This window comes from Pseudokineococcus marinus (assembly GCF_013004605.1).
GTDB classification, from domain to species: Bacteria; Actinomycetota; Actinomycetes; order Actinomycetales; family Quadrisphaeraceae; genus Pseudokineococcus; species Pseudokineococcus marinus.
In genome coordinates this window covers 1-14,356 of the sequence record NZ_JABEMA010000047.1, presented here as the reverse complement: position 1 = coordinate 14,356, position 14,356 = coordinate 1, and the positions used below count along the sequence as shown (strand labels likewise).

At 74.4% G+C, this 14,356-nt stretch carries 17 protein-coding genes and 1 pseudogene; 6 read left to right on the top strand and 12 right to left on the bottom strand.

The window, feature by feature from the left end:
- The coding region (locus HLB09_RS20330) for an RNA-binding S4 domain-containing protein (protein ID WP_409372979.1) at nucleotides 1-383 on the bottom strand (383 nt) is incomplete at its 3' end.
- Between the two features lie 83 nt (nucleotides 384-466).
- On the opposite strand from HLB09_RS20330, the gene HLB09_RS05350 reads away from it, so the two are divergent.
- The gene (locus tag HLB09_RS05350; RefSeq protein WP_171202373.1) at nucleotides 467-1,528 is read left to right on the top strand and encodes an MsnO8 family LLM class oxidoreductase; all 1,062 of its coding nucleotides are present in this window, start codon (nucleotides 467-469) and stop codon (nucleotides 1,526-1,528) included.
- Between the two features lie 3 nt (nucleotides 1,529-1,531).
- On the opposite strand, the gene HLB09_RS05345 is transcribed toward HLB09_RS05350, so the two are convergent.
- The 3 genes from HLB09_RS05345 to priA form a co-directional block, all read right to left on the bottom strand.
- Nucleotides 1,532-1,675 carry a hypothetical protein gene (locus HLB09_RS05345; RefSeq protein ID WP_171202372.1) on the bottom strand — a complete coding sequence of 48 codons (144 nt, stop codon included), beginning with the start codon at nucleotides 1,673-1,675 and terminating at the stop codon, nucleotides 1,532-1,534.
- Between the two features lie 352 nt (nucleotides 1,676-2,027).
- Nucleotides 2,028-2,813: an SseB family protein gene (locus HLB09_RS05340; protein WP_171202371.1), complete on the bottom strand. Its 786-nt coding sequence runs from the start codon at nucleotides 2,811-2,813 to the stop codon at nucleotides 2,028-2,030.
- Nucleotides 2,810-3,583, bottom strand: a complete 774-nt coding sequence (gene priA / locus HLB09_RS05335) for a bifunctional 1-(5-phosphoribosyl)-5-((5-phosphoribosylamino)methylideneamino)imidazole-4-carboxamide isomerase/phosphoribosylanthranilate isomerase PriA (protein ID WP_171202370.1) — start codon at nucleotides 3,581-3,583, stop codon at nucleotides 2,810-2,812. The genes HLB09_RS05340 and priA overlap by 4 nt, the downstream gene beginning before the upstream one ends.
- Nucleotides 3,584-3,784: 201 nt before the next feature.
- Between priA and HLB09_RS05330 the strand changes: the two genes are divergently transcribed.
- Nucleotides 3,785-4,177 carry a hypothetical protein gene (locus HLB09_RS05330; RefSeq protein WP_171202369.1) on the top strand — a complete coding sequence of 131 codons (393 nt, stop codon included), beginning with the start codon at nucleotides 3,785-3,787 and terminating at the stop codon, nucleotides 4,175-4,177.
- A gap of 128 nt (nucleotides 4,178-4,305) precedes the next feature.
- On the opposite strand, the gene HLB09_RS05325 is transcribed toward HLB09_RS05330, so the two are convergent.
- Nucleotides 4,306-5,106 (bottom strand): SDR family NAD(P)-dependent oxidoreductase, encoded by an 801-nt coding sequence (locus tag HLB09_RS05325; RefSeq protein ID WP_171202368.1) that lies wholly within the window; start codon nucleotides 5,104-5,106, stop codon nucleotides 4,306-4,308.
- A 97-nt stretch (nucleotides 5,107-5,203) separates the two neighbouring features.
- Between HLB09_RS05325 and HLB09_RS05320 the strand changes: the two genes are divergently transcribed.
- The 3 genes from HLB09_RS05320 (at nucleotide 5,204) to HLB09_RS05310 (ending at nucleotide 7,738) form a co-directional block, all read left to right on the top strand.
- Nucleotides 5,204-6,058, top strand: coding sequence for a helix-turn-helix transcriptional regulator (locus HLB09_RS05320; RefSeq protein ID WP_171202367.1), 855 nt, complete (start codon nucleotides 5,204-5,206; stop codon nucleotides 6,056-6,058).
- 168 nt (nucleotides 6,059-6,226) lie between these two features.
- Entirely contained in the window at nucleotides 6,227-6,730 is a 504-nt protein-coding gene (locus HLB09_RS05315) for a hypothetical protein (protein ID WP_171202366.1), read from the top strand.
- A gap of 465 nt (nucleotides 6,731-7,195) precedes the next feature.
- Entirely contained in the window at nucleotides 7,196-7,738 is a 543-nt protein-coding gene (locus HLB09_RS05310; RefSeq protein ID WP_171202365.1) for a GNAT family N-acetyltransferase, read from the top strand.
- A 46-nt stretch (nucleotides 7,739-7,784) separates the two neighbouring features.
- Here HLB09_RS05310 and HLB09_RS05305 read toward each other — a convergent pair whose 3' ends face one another.
- The 6 genes from HLB09_RS05305 to hisH form a co-directional block, all read right to left on the bottom strand.
- Nucleotides 7,785-8,336 (bottom strand): DinB family protein, encoded by a 552-nt coding sequence (locus HLB09_RS05305; RefSeq protein WP_171202364.1) that lies wholly within the window; start codon nucleotides 8,334-8,336, stop codon nucleotides 7,785-7,787.
- 243 nt (nucleotides 8,337-8,579) lie between these two features.
- Nucleotides 8,580-8,810: a hypothetical protein gene (locus HLB09_RS05300; RefSeq protein ID WP_171202363.1), complete on the bottom strand. Its 231-nt coding sequence runs from the start codon at nucleotides 8,808-8,810 to the stop codon at nucleotides 8,580-8,582.
- A 97-nt stretch (nucleotides 8,811-8,907) separates the two neighbouring features.
- Nucleotides 8,908-9,096, bottom strand: a complete 189-nt coding sequence (locus HLB09_RS05295; RefSeq protein WP_171201962.1) for a hypothetical protein — start codon at nucleotides 9,094-9,096, stop codon at nucleotides 8,908-8,910.
- Nucleotides 9,097-9,376: 280 nt separating this feature from the next.
- A complete protein-coding gene (locus tag HLB09_RS05290) occupies nucleotides 9,377-10,405 on the bottom strand; it encodes an Abi family protein (protein ID WP_171202362.1) in 1,029 nt (342 codons plus the stop codon).
- A gap of 350 nt (nucleotides 10,406-10,755) precedes the next feature.
- On the bottom strand, nucleotides 10,756-10,932 hold the full coding sequence (locus tag HLB09_RS05285; protein WP_171202361.1) for a hypothetical protein: 177 nt from the start codon (nucleotides 10,930-10,932) through the stop codon (nucleotides 10,756-10,758).
- Nucleotides 10,929-11,582: an imidazole glycerol phosphate synthase subunit HisH gene (hisH, locus tag HLB09_RS05280; protein ID WP_171202360.1), complete on the bottom strand. Its 654-nt coding sequence runs from the start codon at nucleotides 11,580-11,582 to the stop codon at nucleotides 10,929-10,931. Before hisH ends, HLB09_RS05285 begins: the two co-directional genes overlap by 4 nt.
- Before the next feature lie 126 nt (nucleotides 11,583-11,708).
- Here hisH and HLB09_RS05275 point away from each other — a divergent pair, with 126 nt between their 5' ends.
- Complete coding sequence (locus HLB09_RS05275; protein ID WP_171202359.1) at nucleotides 11,709-14,117, top strand: ATP-binding cassette domain-containing protein; 2,409 nt, start codon at nucleotides 11,709-11,711, stop codon at nucleotides 14,115-14,117.
- 36 nt (nucleotides 14,118-14,153) lie between these two features.
- Here HLB09_RS05275 and HLB09_RS05270 read toward each other — a convergent pair.
- Nucleotides 14,154-14,356, bottom strand: a pseudogene (locus HLB09_RS05270) (hypothetical protein); the annotation flags it as partial.

The window sequence follows — 14,356 nt, the reverse complement described above, 5'->3', positions numbered from 1 at the left end:
TGCCCGTGCCGCAGCAGCAGGTGGTGCGGCTCGACGCGAGCGGCCGGCGCCGCTACCTCGACGTCCTGTGGGAGCTGGACGACGGGCGGTGCGTGCTGCTCGAGGTGGACGGCGTCGGGCACGTCGACGGCGACGACGTCCCCGGAGGCCAGCTGACGGCCCCGGCGCACCTCGACCTCGCCGTTGACGCGCACGACGCCCGCCGCGAGCGCCTCCTTGGCGTCGGCGCCCGTGTCGACGAGCGAGGCGAGCTTGAGGAGCTGGCCCAGCCGGATCCCGCCCTCGACCGGCACGACCGCCGGCTCGGGGCCCCCGGCGTCGCCGCTAGCGGTGCCGGCGTCGGGCGTGCTGGCGTCGGGCGTGCTGGCGTCGGCGTCGTCCACGGCCGCCATCCTGCCGCCCCGACGGCGGCGCCCGCCCGTCCGTCGAGGCGGAAGGGACGCCGGGGCGGTGGCGTTCCGCGGAGGTGCTCGACGTCCCGCTGTCCCTGCTCGACCGCGCCCGCACGCGCACCGGCGAGCCCGACGCCCTCGCCCTGACGGGGGTCGTCGAACGGGCACGGCGCTCCGAGGCGCTGGGGCTGCGCCGCTCCTGGGTGGCGGAGCACCACGCCGTCCCGGGCGTCGCCGGCTCCGCACCGGCGGTGCTCGCCGGCGCGGTGCTCGCCGCGACGGCGCACCTGCGGGTGGGCTCGGGCGGCGTCATGCTGCCCAACCACGCGCCCCTCGTCGTCGCCGAGCAGTTCGCCACGCTGGCGGCGCTGCACCCCGGGCGGGTGGACCTCGGCGTCGGGCGCTCCCCGGGCTTCACCGCCCCGGTGCGGCGCGCGCTGCGGCGCGAGGGCGTCGCGGCGGACGACGACGCCTTCGAACGCGACCTCGAGGACCTGCGGACCCACCTCGACGGCACCGCGGAGGTCACCGCGCGGCCGCAGGGCACCGACGTGCCGCTGCTCGTCCTCGCCACCGGGGCCGGCCTGGGCGTGGCGGCGCGGTTGGGGCTGCCCGTCGTCGTCGGGGGGCCGCTGCTGGCGCCGCTGCTGGCGGACGGGTCCGGGGACGGAGCCGCAGCGGAGGCGCTCGCCGCCCTCGCCGACTACCGCCGCGACTTCCGCCCCTCCCCGCGTCAGCCGCACCCGCTCGTCCTCGTGGCCCTCGACGTCCTCGTCGCCCACGACGCGGGCGCGGCGGCCGACCTCGCGCTCCCCGAGGCGTGGGCCATGGCCGAGGCCCGGACCCGCGGCGCCTTCCCGCCGCTCGAGCCGGTGGAGGTCCTGCGACATCGGCGACCCACCGGCTCCGAGCGCCGGCACCTGGAGGCCGCGGGGCGCACCACGGTCACCGGCGCGCCCGACGAGGTGGAGCGGGTGCTGGCGCGCCTCGTCGACGCCACCGGTGCCGAGGAGGTCATGGCGACGTCGAGCACCACCGACCGCGCCGCGCTGGCCACCTCGGACGCGCTGCTGGCCTCCCTCAGCGCGCCGGCGGTGGTGGCGGCCCGGGAGCGGGCCGCCGCCGGCCGGACCTGACGGTCAGTCGGCGCTCGACGCACAGCAGGTCCCCCTGCCCTCGCCGAGGAAGCGGATGCCGGGCAGCACCTGGTGGACGGCGGCGACCGGGCCGCAGGTCGAGGGCTCGACCGGTCCGCGCAGGTCCTCGGGAGTCGTCTCGGGCACGGGCCGCCTGACGTCCTCCCGCGGCAGCGGGCTGTCCTGCAGCACCTCGATCGGACCCAGCTCGGCGGTGTCCCGCTCGAGAGCCTCTGTGGGAGAGGCCGGTCGCGGACGTCGGCGGCGGAGCCGCGGCCGTGCACGCCCTCCGTGCCGAGCTCGTCGGCGAGGGCGTCGACGCGGGACCGGCTGCGGGACGGGGGCCCACGGAGATGCCCTCTGAGCCGGAGCGGCGGGCGACGGCGCGGCCCAGGCCACGGCCGGCGCCGATGACGGCGGTGGTGGTCATGGGCCCTGCCGACCGGCCTCCCCGGCAGCTGGTCCACCCGCCCCGTCGGGGCCGGTGAGGCAGGGCGGGTCAGGACGCCGTCGTGAGCCGGACCTCGAGGGAGTCGACGGCCTCGGCGACGAGGGGCGAGGCGGCCAGCCGGGTCTGCACGCGCTCCAGCAGGGCGTCGAGGGCGGGGCGGTCGAGGCCGGGCGCCAGCGCGAGGACGACCGCCGTCTCCGCGCGCCGTCCGCGCTCGACGACGGCGGAGGCCACCGCCGGCTCGACCTCCGCGGCGGCCCGGACGGCCGCGGCGACGTCGTCGCGCTCCCACGACGGCCGCCACGCCCGCTGCTGGGCCAGCGCCTCGAGCGCGGGGCGCGGCACGACGAAGGGCCGCTCCGCCGCCGGGTCGACGACGAGCAGCGCGCAGCCCTCGTCGGCGGCGGACAGCGCGGCGCGCTCGACCTCGCTGGGCACGGGCCGGGCCGCGGGGTCCCAGGCGCTGAGCGCGGCCGTGGAGGTGAAGACGGGCATCGCCCGGCGCCCGTCCGGGGCCTGCAGCGTGACGACGGCCATGTCGGCGCCGGTGTCGGAGGTGACGCCGGTGAGGGGCGAGGCCTCCTCCCCCGCCGCGACGGCCACCACGGGCACGAAGACGCGCGTGCCCGCGAGCGCCGCCACGACCGCCGCGGGACCCGTGGCGTCGCGGTCCGCGAGGGCGGCGACCACGCGCTCGTCGGCCGCTCCGTCGTCGCCCGCGAAGGGGCTGGGCGTGAGGGTGCGCCCAGCCCACGGGACGCCGCCGGAGTCAGCGCCCGCCCCGGGCGCCCCGTGGGCGTGGCCGTGGGCGTGGCCGGGGGCGGGCGTCGTCACGGCCGCCCGGCGACGTCGAGCGCCTCGCCGAGCGTGAACGCCTGCGCGTAGAGCGCCTTGCCGACGATGGCGCCCTCGACGCCACTGGGCACGAGGGCGCGCAGCACCCGCAGGTCCTCGAGGCTCGAGACACCGCCCGAGGCGACGACGGGACGGTCGGTGGCCGCGCACACCTGCTCCAGCAGAGCGGCGTTCGGCCCGCGCAGGGTGCCGTCCTTGGTCACGTCGGTGACGACGTAGCGGGCGCACCCGTCGGCGTCGAGCCGGGCGAGCACCTCCCAGAGGTCGCCGCCCTCCTGCGTCCAGCCCCGCGCGGCCAGCGTCGTGCCTCGGACGTCGAGGCCCACGGCGACGCGGTCGCCGTGCTCGGCGATGGCCCGGCGGGTCCACTCCGGGTCCTCGAGCGCGGCCGTGCCGAGGTTGACGCGACGGCAGCCGGTGGCGAGCGCCCGCTCGAGGGAGGCGTCGTCGCGGATGCCGCCCGACAGCTCGACGGCGACGTCGAGGCGGCCGACGACGTCCGCGAGCAGCTCGGCGTTCGAGCCGCGCCCGAAGGCGGCGTCGAGGTCGACGAGGTGGACCCACTCCGCCCCGCCCTCCTGCCACGCGAGCGCCGCCTCGAGCGGGTCGCCGTAGCCGGTCTCCGAGCCGGCCTCGCCCTGGACGAGGCGGACGGCCTGGCCGTCGGCGACGTCGACGGCGGGCAGCAGCTGCAGGCGCGGGGCCGCGCCGGGGGTCTGGTCGCTCGGCTTCTCGTCGCTGGAGGTCACCCGCTCATCCTGGCAGCCGCGCGGCGCGCGCCGACCCGTCTTCCTGGCGGGGCGGGCGCTGAGGCGGCCGAGGAGGTCGACGCCCTGCCGACGCGCGCCAGGCACGACGCGGCGACGCGGAGGACCTCGGCCACCTCTCCGCTGCTCTCACGCGGCTGCCCCAGCCGAGTACCTCCTCACGGGCGACGAGAGGATGACGGCATGGAGCCAGTCGACGGCACCTGCTCACCACGGCCGCTGACGCTCAGAGAGGAGGCCGTCCTCGTCGCGATGATCGAACGCGGCGTCACGATGGGCGACGACACCTCCGTCACTGACGCCGACCGCTCCCGCTGGCTGGCCCAGGTGCCCCGCACGCGCGCCGGCCGCCCCTGCGGATGCGGCACGTGCCCGTCCATCGGACTGACGGACACCGACGGCTCGACGCCTGAGCTGCACGACGACCGAGTCGTCCTCCAGGCCAGCACCACCGGCGCCCTGCTCCTGCTCTTCATCGACGGAGACCGGCTCAGCGAGCTCGAGCTCGCCCCGCTGAGCGACGGGACGCCCTTCAGCCAGTTCCCCGACCCCGACGGGCTCAGCTTCTTCGATTGAGCGAGACCGCCGCTCGAGCACCTCGCCGCCGGACCCCCTGAGACCGCCGTCGTCATCCGGCACAGCCGCCGGTTGATGCAGCAGGATCTGGCGGGAGCTGCACCACCCGGGCGGTGTCGTCGGGAGGGTCAGGCGCCGGCGCCTCCGTCGACGGGCAGGCTCACGCCGGTGACCATGGAGGCACGGTCGCTGAGGAGCCAGGCGGCGGCCTCGGCGACCTCTCGGGGCTGGGCCATCCGCCCCAGCGGGGTCGAGGCGGTGATGGCGTCGACGATGCCGGGCGTCGCGGCCTCCCAGTCGTCGATCATCTCGGTCGCGGTGCCACCGGGGGTGAGGCCGTTGACCCGGATGCCCTCGGCGCCCCACGTGACGGCGGCTGTCTCGGTGAGGCTGTTCAGCGCCCTCTTCATGGCGCCGTAGGCAGGCAGGTGCGGGTTCGCCCGACGGCTGCCGATGCTCGAGGTGTTGACGATCGCGCCTCCGCCGCTGCGGCGCATCAGCTCAGCCTCGGCGGTCATGGCGGTCCACTGCCCGCGGAAGTTGACGGCGTACTGCCGGTCGATGTCGTCCTCGCTGGTGGCATCCAGCGGACCGGGGCTCTGACCGGCGGCACCGTTGTTGAAGGCCCCGTCCAGGCGGCCGTGCCGCTGCTCGACCCGGTCGACGGCCGCGCGGATGCTCACCGGGTCCGCCAGGTCCATGGTCACGGCGTCGGCGACGCCCCCGCCGGCGCGGACGTCGGCGACGACGCCCTCCAGGGCGTCGGTGCTGCGGGCGGCGAGGACGACGACGGCGCCCTCCTCGGCGAACAGCCTGGCGGCGGCCGCGCCGATGCCGCGGCTGGCCCCGGTGACGAGGACGACCTTGCCCGTGAGCAGGCCGACCGGGGTCGTGTCGTGAGCGGTCGTGGTGGTGTCGGTGGTGGTCATGGGTCCACCGTCCGCGGTGGCGAGGGGCTCATCCAGGCACCAGCGGTACCAGGCTGCGCCGCAGCTCGGACCTCGGCCCGGCAGCAGACTCGGTGGCATGGACGCACTCGAGCTCGGGGCCTTCCTGCGCAGCCGCCGTGGGCGGCTGGCACCGCAGGACGTCGGCCTGCCGGCGGGGTCGCGGCGACGCACCCCGGGGCTTCGCCGGGAGGAGGTCGCCGTCCTCGCGCACATCTCGACCGAGTACTACGTCCGTCTCGAGCAGGGCCGGGCGCCGCGCCCGTCGGCCGAGGTCCTCGCCGGGATCGCCGGCGCCCTGCGCCTGAGCGACACCGAGTCCGCCCATCTGCACCTGCTCGCCGGCACCGCTCCGCTCTCGCGAGGCCTGCACCCCCGCGAGGTCCGACGAAGCATCCTCGCGATGATCGGTCGGCTGCCCCAGACAGCGGCGTTCGTGCTGTCGGCCGCCTACGAGGTGCTCGCCTGGAACAACCTGGCCGCCGCCCTCATGGAGGACTTCGGCGCCCTGGCCCCCCAGGACCGCAACCTCGCCCGCCGGGCCTTCCTCGACCCGCCCCACCCGGACGAGCCCCTCTACGGCATCGCCGACGGCGCAGACTTCCGCCAGGGCGTGGCGATGCAGCTGCGCTCAGCCCTGGCCACCTACCCCGACGACCCCGCCCTCAGCGGCCTGGTCGAGGACCTGCTCGCCGGGAGCACCGAGTTCACCCGCCTGTGGGAGCGCCACGACGTCCAGGCGCCGCCGATGCTGACGAAGACCTTCCACCACCCCTCCGTCGGGAAGGTCACCGTCGACTGCGACGCCCTCCTGCTGCCCGACCGCGACCAGCACCTCGTCCTCTACACCGCACCACAGGGCTCCAGCGACGCCCAGGCCCTCGCGCTGCTGAGCGTCCTAGGGGCCAGCACGACGGACGCGACTCGTCCCTGACCAGCGGCGCGCTTCTTCGGCGTCCCAGAAGGCGACCGCCTGCCGGTACGGCCACGGCCGCTCGGGGCCGGCACCGCCGCTACCCCGTGGCCGACCCACATCGGATCGCTGGCCGGTCAGCGTCCCGCTGACGATCGGCTACGGGACGGCTGTGCCACGGTGGAGTGCATGGCCTCATCACCACGTGCGTCCCTCGGGGCTGTCCTGGCGGTCTCCGCGCTGGCGGTCTCCGCGCTGGCGCTCCCCGGCTGCTCCGCCGGGGAAGAGGTGCCGGACGCTGACGCGGTCATCGAGATGACGACCTACCTGCAGGGACTGTCCGAGGACAACGACCTGCTCGTGCCACCAACGGTCGGCGTCGGCACCAGGGCACTGCCGACCTTCAGCACCGCCGAGGGCTACCGCTGGAGGATCCGGTGCCTGTCGGACGAGATGCCTGGGGTCTCGATCACCGACCCGCAGGCCGAAGCGGCCGACGAAGCGTTCCTCCAGCTGGAGTTCGAGCAGAACCCCTTGGACCGGCCCTGTCAACGAGGAGAGTCCAGCGGCGGGAACGGAAGCACCGGTGGGCAAGTCGAGGTCACCATCACCGCCGAGCCAGAGACTTACTGGGTCGCGGCCGTCTACGAGAGCACTGGATCGACCGAGAGCAACGCCAGCGAGCCTGGCTGAAGGGTGTGGGCCAAGGGGGCAGGGGTGTGAAGCCACGTCCACAGCACCCCGGAGCGGGCCGGTAGACGATCGTCTGCGGGATGCCGAGCGGGGCAGCAGTCGGGGGTCTCACCGTCGCGGCATGGCGATCGTGAGCGGCCCGTCGAGCCGTTGGTCGTGGGGCGCCCTCTGGCTGTGGCTGACCGCCATCGGGCTACTGGTCCTCGCAGCCGTCATGGCGCTGCCCATGGTCTTCGAGTCGAGCCCAGGGGAGAGAGCGGAGGCTGCGAAGGTCCTCTGGCCAGCGGTCGTGACCGTCACACTCGCCGGCGTGGGAGCGGCCGTCGCCGGCTCTGCGTGCCTGCGACGAGTGCCCCGCTGACCGATCGGCCGGCGGAGCGTGCCAGCAGGCGATCGCTGGCCGGTCAGCGTCCCGCTGTGGATCGGTCATCGGAGTAGTTGGACCCTTCCGGCCATGCTGACCAAGTGAACCCCCCTGCGTGGCCCTCCGCGACGGAGCTCCAGACCCATCGGCTCGTCCTCGAGCCACTGCGCGTCGCCCACGCCGAGCAGGCCGCCACCGCCTTCGCCGACCAGACCTTGCACCGCTACACCGGCGGGCACCCCGCGACCGCCGACGAGCTGCAGCAGCGCTACGCCCGCCAGGTCGTCGGCCACTCCCCCGACGGCCAGCACGGCTGGCTCAACTGGATGCTGCGCGAGCGTCGCTCCGACCAACTCGTCGGCACCCTCCAGGCCACCATCAGCCAGGCCGCTGACGGCAGCCGCAGCGCCGAGCTCGCGTGGGTCGTCGTCGACGCCCATCAAGGACAGCGTCTGGCCGCCGAGGCGGCGACAGCCGCCGCAGCCTGGATCTCCGACCAGGGCACCGCGGTCTTGGTCGCCCACGTCCACCCCGACAACGTCGCATCAGCTGCCACCGCCCACCGCCTCGGCATGACCCCGACGCCCGCTCTCGTCGACGGCGAAGTCGAGTGGCGCGGCTCACTCGCCTCGCCATCCTGCTGACGATCGCCAAGTGGGGCGCTTCAGGGCGGCGTCCCCAGCCGCGTTCTCAGTAGCCGGTTCGGCCGTCTACGGCCTCACGCAGCAGGTCCATGTGGCCCAGGTGACGGGCGTACTCCTCGATGAGGTGGACCAGGATCCAGCGCAGGTTCACCGGCTCTCCTCTGCGCAGGCCACGAACGGGAGCGTCGAGCTCGATCCAGGCCGCAGCAGCTACGCGCGTGCTGACGAGCTCCCGCTCGTACGCCGCGACGTCGGCTGCTGCGGTGGCCTCGTCGACGTCGTCGAAGTCCCCGTCCGGGCTGGTAAGGGTGCAGTAGTAGTCCGGCACGTCCTGCTCGTCGAGAAGGACCACGCGCAGCCAGTAGGCCTCGACCTCGGTCAGGTGCCGGACCACGCCCACCAGGCTCAGCGAGGACGGGGGCAGTGCGCGGCGAGCGAGCTGCTCGGCGTCGAGGTCGACAATCTTGAGCAGGACGGTCTCGCGGTACAGCTCGAGGAAGTGGTCGAGGACCTCCCGTTCCCCGCCCGTCTTGGGGCCGTCCGTGCGGGTATCGACCCGCTCGTGCACGATGACGGTCGAGCGGTGTTGGTCAGCCATGCCGATAAGGATGTCGGGGCCGGTCGTCCCTGCACCACCGACTTGCTCCTTGGCCGACGGCGGCGAGCCGACTGCCTGCCCGCATCGCGTTGCCGACCGCACCCGACGAGTCAGCTGACGACCGCTCCTTCGGTGTCCGCTCTCCATCGCTGGCCGGACAGCGTCCCGCTGTCCATCCTCATCCGGTCACCTCGCATGGACGCCACGGGTACCACCGTCACCGGCTCGTGTAGCAGTGCGCTCTCAGCTGAGGTCGGACTGTGGTGCCTGGGGGCGCCAGTAACGCACGCCGGTCGTGAAGGCGGCGCAGAGCGCTACGAGGCCGACGACGACCAGTGGGTGGACCTGCGCATCGGGCCTGAGCAGGGTCGGGACGAGCAGGATGAGGATGCTCGCGCTCACGGACAGGCCGGCGATGCACGCGACCGTGAGCGCGGTCGGGCTCGGCGACCAGCGGTCTGCTCGAGGGGCCATGCCGACCACAGTAGGGACCGAGCAGCGTGTTGGAAGTCCTGCGCCGTCCAGCAGAGAGATCTTCGGCTGCCGCGCCCGGGGGCTGCCGGATGGCCGGCTACGGCAGTTGCTGGTCGTCCTGTCGGTGCCGGACGGCGCGCGTGGCCGTCAGCAAGTCAGTACCGGACCGCTCGCGCACCAGGCGGACGGCGCGGGTGAAGTGCCCGTCGGCGAGGAGGCCGTCGACATCAGCGTCCAGCGGGGCGGGGAGCAGGAGCGCCACCTGCGGCGTCGGCGTGCGTCGCATCGCTGCCGGTAGCCATCGCATCCGGCGAGGCTAAGCCCACGGCCCGCCACCCCGTGGGTCGCGGCGTCCGGATGGCGGTCGCCTGAGCCGTCGACGCTCGATGGCGGTCCGCCTCTGGCCTCACTGCTGGCGTCTTCGCCGGTGCCCGGCGCTGGTGCAGCAACCGAGTCCCCGGTGTCCGCTGACGATCGCTGGCCGGTCAGCGTCCCGCTGACGATGGCCTACCGGACGTCGCGATCACAGGGTCCACCTGCTCGTGCAGTCGCCCCACTTCGCAAGATCACGACAAGTGACGGCTCCAGAAGGGGTCTTGCGCCCAGTCCTCCGGGATGCCCATCCCGGCGAGGTTCATCTCCGGGCGAGTACTGAGCAGGCCATGGAGGCGCCGTGCCCAGCTGCTGCGCGGAGACACCGAGTCGAGCACGGCCTGCAGGGAGACGAGCACCGGGTAGAGGCGCTTCGTCGACCTCTCGGGCAGAGCGTCGGCACCCTGCAGCCACGCGACCCTGGGGGACGTCGGGATCGCCGGGTAGACGCCGAGGCCGACGTTCCACAGCCTCCCGTGGTGGGCGCAGATGTTCCGGACGCGGACGTAGGTCGACAGCCAGGACTCGAGCACGGTCGCGGGGAGACCGATCCTCCGAGCGACGGCAGACTTGTCGGCGCGTCGACCCAGGTTGCGGTACGCAGTGTTCAGTTGACCGATCGTCAGGGTCTCGACCATCAACCAAGAAGGCGGCAGGTCGGGAGACCCGTAGGTCGTCAGGTAGTGCTCGAGCGCCGACTTGTGGACCAACGTATCTACGTCTGCGTCTGGCGTCCCGCGCAGCCTGTCGTCGCAGGTGTCTCGGACCATCTTGAGGAGGCGGTCGTGCCTGTGTCTGTCTCGGAAGTGCCCGGCGTCCACGTACCAGTGGGGGTCCATGTACGTCGTCGACATGTGGTCCGTCAGGGCTGCGCGCACGGCGACCTCGACGCGCTCCACGGCGTCCATGACCAGCAGCCGCAGCGCACGGTCGAAGACGTAGAGGTTGAGCACGTCGTCGAAGACGGCCCCCTCGCGGAACTCATGCCCAGGCCCTCCCTGCTGGAAGGGGATCGTGTACGGGGAGAGTCGGTAGTAGCCGATGTGCTGGAGGTACCTGCGCGCCCTGTCGGGCTCCGGGATGCGCAGGCCCCGGCCGGCGAGGCGGGCCACGAGCTCATCGAGGGTCAGTGGCGGCTTCTCGTAGGTCAGCTCGCCGCGGGCCCGCGGTGGTCCAGGCAACGACGCACCTCCCCGGGCAAGAAAAATCCCCCAAGTGCGCATCGTGGAGAGGCGTGGGGGATGTAGTGCGGCGAACGTAACACGACCTGCGGCTGAGCGCCCGCGTGCGACTCGGAGGACCTGGTCGCCAGACTTCGATCACCCGATAGGCCCCCGCAGGCTCCTCCGTCGCCGCGTACCCGCGTGCCACGGCACTCTCCGCGAGGCGCCGCCACCGTCGTCGCGTCGCGGGTGACGCCACCGACTGACCCGTCCCAGCAGGCGACCCTCAACCGGCGAGAGGTTGGCTCCCAGGTGCTCGAGCCAGTTGCGTCGATGGCGACGTCCCAGCAGCCCCGTCCGGAGCAGATCGTCAGACGGGTGCCTCTACTGAGACGAGGCGGGGACGTCTGTCAGCGGTCGAGCACGTACGGCACGAGGTAGAGACCGGCCCCGACGAGGGCGAGCGCCGCCAGCACCCCGGTGACCACGGCGCCGCGGCGCAGGCCCTGGCGGCCCAGCGACAGGGCGCCACCGAGGAGGAACGCGGCGAGGACGGCGAGGACCAGCCCGACGACGAGCTGGCTCACCGCGCTCCCCCGTCGCCCAGCGCCGCGACCCAGCGCCGCAGCAGGCGCTGGCCGGCGTCGCCGGACTTCTCCGGGTGGAACTGCGTGGCCGACAGGGGCCCGTCCTCGACGGCGGCGACGAAGCGGGTGCCGTGCTCGGCCCACGTGACCCCCGCCGTGGACGGCCCGCGCCACTCCTGCACGGCGAACGAGTGCACGAAGTAGTAGCGCTCGTCGGGGTCCGGGTCCTCGCCGAAGAGCACCGACCCGGCCGGCGCCTCGACGGTGTTCCACCCCATGTGCGGGACGACGGCCGCGGGCAGCCGGGCGACGTCTCCGGGCCAGAGCCCGAGCCCCTCGGCGGCGGAGGCGGGCTCGTCGGCGTGCTCCAGCCCTCGGCCGAAGAGCACCTGGAGGCCGACGCAGATCCCCAGCACGGGCCGACCGGCCGCCAGCCGCTCGGCCACCACCTCGTGACCGCCGGCGGCGCGCAGGTCCCGGGCCACCGACGCGAAGGCGCCGACGCCCGGGACGACGAGGCCGTCGGCGGCGAGCGCCGCCGCGCGGTCCCCCGTCAGCGCGACGTCGGCGCCCGTCGCCTCGAGGGCGCGGACGGCGGAGCGGACGTTGCCCGAGCCGTGGTCGAGCACGACGACGCGCGGGGAGGTCACGGCCCCAGCGTAGGCGGGCCGCGGTCACCCCCCGTGCGCTCTGCGCGCCCCTTCCCGCCGGTGCGGGGCTGCGGTAGGAAGCCTGCGGGGCCGCCGCCGGGGCGCGCCCGCCGTCCGGAGGTCGCCATGGCTCCCGCTCCCCCCGACCTCGCTGCCGCCCCGGGCGGCCCGGGACACCCCGCCGACGGCCACGACCTCATCCGCGTGCACGGAGCCCGCGAGAACACCCTGCGCGACATCTCGGTCGAGCTGCCCAAGCGCCGCATCACCGTCGTCACGGGCGTCTCCGGGTCGGGCAAGAGCTCTCTCGTCTTCGGCACCATCGCCGCGGAGTCGCAGCGCCTCGTCGACGAGACCTACAGCGCCTTCCTCCAGGGCCTCATGCCCGGCCGGGCGCGCCCCGACGTCGACGTCCTCGACGGCCTGACGACGGCGATCGTCGTCGACCAGGAGCGCATGGGCGCGAACGCCCGCTCGACCGTCGGCACGGCCACCGACGCGAACGCGATGCTCCGCATCCTCTTCAGCCGGCTCGCCGAGCCGCACCTCGGCGGGCCGCAGGCCTACTCGTTCAACGTGGCGTCCGCGAGCGGCAGCGGAGCCGTCAAGGTCGGCGACGGCGCAGCGGTGCGCCGCAGCTTCACCGTCACGGGTGGCATGTGCCCGCGGTGCGAGGGCCTGGGGCGCGTGGACGACATCGACCTCACGGCCCTGTACGACGCGTCGCTGTCGCTCGAGCAGGGCGCCATCACCGTGCCCGGCTACAGCACCGACGGCTGGTACGCGCGGATCTACCGCGGCTCCGGCTTCTTCGACCCGACGAAACCCGTCGGCGAGTTCACCGACGCCGAGCTGCACGACCTGCTCCACAAGGAGCCGACGAAGGTCGTCGTCGACGGCATCAACCTCACCTACGAGGGGCTCGTCCCGAAGATCCGCAAGTCCTTCCTCTCCAAGGACGTCGACGCGCTGCAGCCGCACGTGCGCGCCTTCGTCGAGCGCGCCGCCACCTTCGCGCCCTGCCCCGCCTGCGGCGGGACCCGGCTGTCGGAGGGCGCGCGCTCCTCCTGCGTGGCCGGCCTGTCCATCGCCGACGTCTGCGCCCTCCAGGTCACCGACGTCGCCGCATGGGTGCGCGGGCTCGACGAGCCCTCCGTCGCACCGCTCCTCGGAGCGCTGCAAGGGCTGCTCGACTCCTTCGTCGAGGTGGGGCTGGGCTACCTCACCCTCGACCGGGCGACCGGCACGCTGTCGGGCGGGGAGTCCCAGCGCACGAAGATGGTGCGCCACCTCGGCTCCTCGCTCACCGACGTCACCTACGTCTTCGACGAGCCGAGCAGCGGCCTGCACCCGCACGACGTCCAGCGGCTCACGGCGCTGCTGCGGCGCCTGCGCGACAAGGGGAACACCGTGCTCGTCGTCGAGCACAAACCCGAGGTCGTCGCCGTGGCCGACCACGTCGTCGACCTCGGCCCCGGCGCCGGCTCGGCGGGCGGCACCGTCTGCTTCGAGGGCACCGTCGAGGAGCTGCGGACGAGCGGCACCCTCACGGGCCGCCACCTCGCCGACCGCACGCCGCTCAAGCAGCGCGTGCGCACCCCGACGGGCGTGCTCGAGGTGCGCGGAGCCAGGCGGCACAACCTGCGCGACGTCGACGTCGACCTCCCCCTCGGCGTGCTCCTCGTCGTCACGGGCGTCGCCGGGTCGGGCAAGAGCTCGCTCGTCCACGGCTCGCTGCCCCGGGAGGTCGACGGGCGACCCGTGGTGCGGGTCGACCAGACCCCCATCAAGGGCTCCCGGCGGTCCAACCCGGCGACGTGGACGGGGCTGCTCGAGCCGGTCCGCAAGGCGTTCGCGAAGGCGAACGGCGTGAAGCCCGCCCTCTTCAGCGCCAACTCGGCGGGCGCCTGCCCCGTGTGCTCCGGCGCGGGCGCCGTCTACGTCGACCTCGCCGTCGGCGGCGGGGTCTCGACGACCTGCGAGGCGTGCGAGGGCCGCCGCTTCGACGCCTCCGTGCTCGAGCACCGCCTCGGCGGCAAGGACATCAGTGAGGTCCTCGAGATGCCGGTGGCCGAGGCCGTGGCCTTCTTCGGCTCCGCCTCCGAGCACCGCGAGGCCCGCGTGCCGGCCGCCCACGTCGTCCTCGCCCGTCTCGACGCCGTCGGGCTCGGCTACCTGCGGCTGGGGCAGCCGCTGACGACCCTGTCCGGCGGCGAGCGCCAGCGGCTGCGCCTCGCGACGGCGATGGCCTCCCCCGGCGGGGTGCTCGTCCTCGACGAGCCCACGACCGGCCTGCACCCCGCGGACGTCGAGCACCTCCTCGGCCTGCTGGACCGGCTGGTCGACGAGGGCACGTCGGTCGTCGTCGTCGAGCACCACCAGGCCGTCGTCGCGCACGCCGACCGCGTCGTCGACATGGGGCCAGGAGCGGGGCACGACGGCGGCCGCGTCGTCTTCGAGGGCACCCCCGCCGAGCTCGTCGCCGACGGCTCCACGCTCACCGGGCAGCACCTGGCCGCCTACCTCGGCGTCTGAGCCGAGGAGCGGCCGGCGGCCGACGAGGCGTCGGCGTCAGGCGTCGGAGGACTCCGTGCCGTCCTCCCGGGCGGCGGCACGACGGCGCAGCGCGGCGGTCGCGCCGAGCACGACGCCGAGGAGGGCCACGGCGGCGACGAGCACCGACCCGCGCCCGGCGAGCAGCTGCGCCACCTCGAGGAGGAGGACGAGCAGGCCCGCGACGGCGAGCACCGCGGGCAGGACCGGCGAGGGCGGGC

Coding starts and splice junctions, on each gene's coding strand:
- HLB09_RS05330 (WP_171202369.1), top strand. CDS start 3,785: ATGGAGCCAGTCGACGGCACCTGCTCACCACGGCCGCTGACGCTCAGA.
- HLB09_RS05325 (WP_171202368.1), bottom strand. CDS start 5,106: ATGACCACCACCGACACCACCACGACCGCTCACGACACGACCCCGGTC.
- HLB09_RS05320 (WP_171202367.1), top strand. CDS start 5,204: ATGGACGCACTCGAGCTCGGGGCCTTCCTGCGCAGCCGCCGTGGGCGG.
- HLB09_RS05315 (WP_171202366.1), top strand. CDS start 6,227: ATGGCCTCATCACCACGTGCGTCCCTCGGGGCTGTCCTGGCGGTCTCC.
- HLB09_RS05305 (WP_171202364.1), bottom strand. CDS start 8,336: ATGGCTGACCAACACCGCTCGACCGTCATCGTGCACGAGCGGGTCGAT.
- HLB09_RS05300 (WP_171202363.1), bottom strand. CDS start 8,810: ATGGCCCCTCGAGCAGACCGCTGGTCGCCGAGCCCGACCGCGCTCACG.
- HLB09_RS05295 (WP_171201962.1), bottom strand. CDS start 9,096: ATGCGACGCACGCCGACGCCGCAGGTGGCGCTCCTGCTCCCCGCCCCG.
- HLB09_RS05290 (WP_171202362.1), bottom strand. CDS start 10,405: ATGCGCACTTGGGGGATTTTTCTTGCCCGGGGAGGTGCGTCGTTGCCT.
- HLB09_RS05275 (WP_171202359.1), top strand. CDS start 11,709: ATGGCTCCCGCTCCCCCCGACCTCGCTGCCGCCCCGGGCGGCCCGGGA.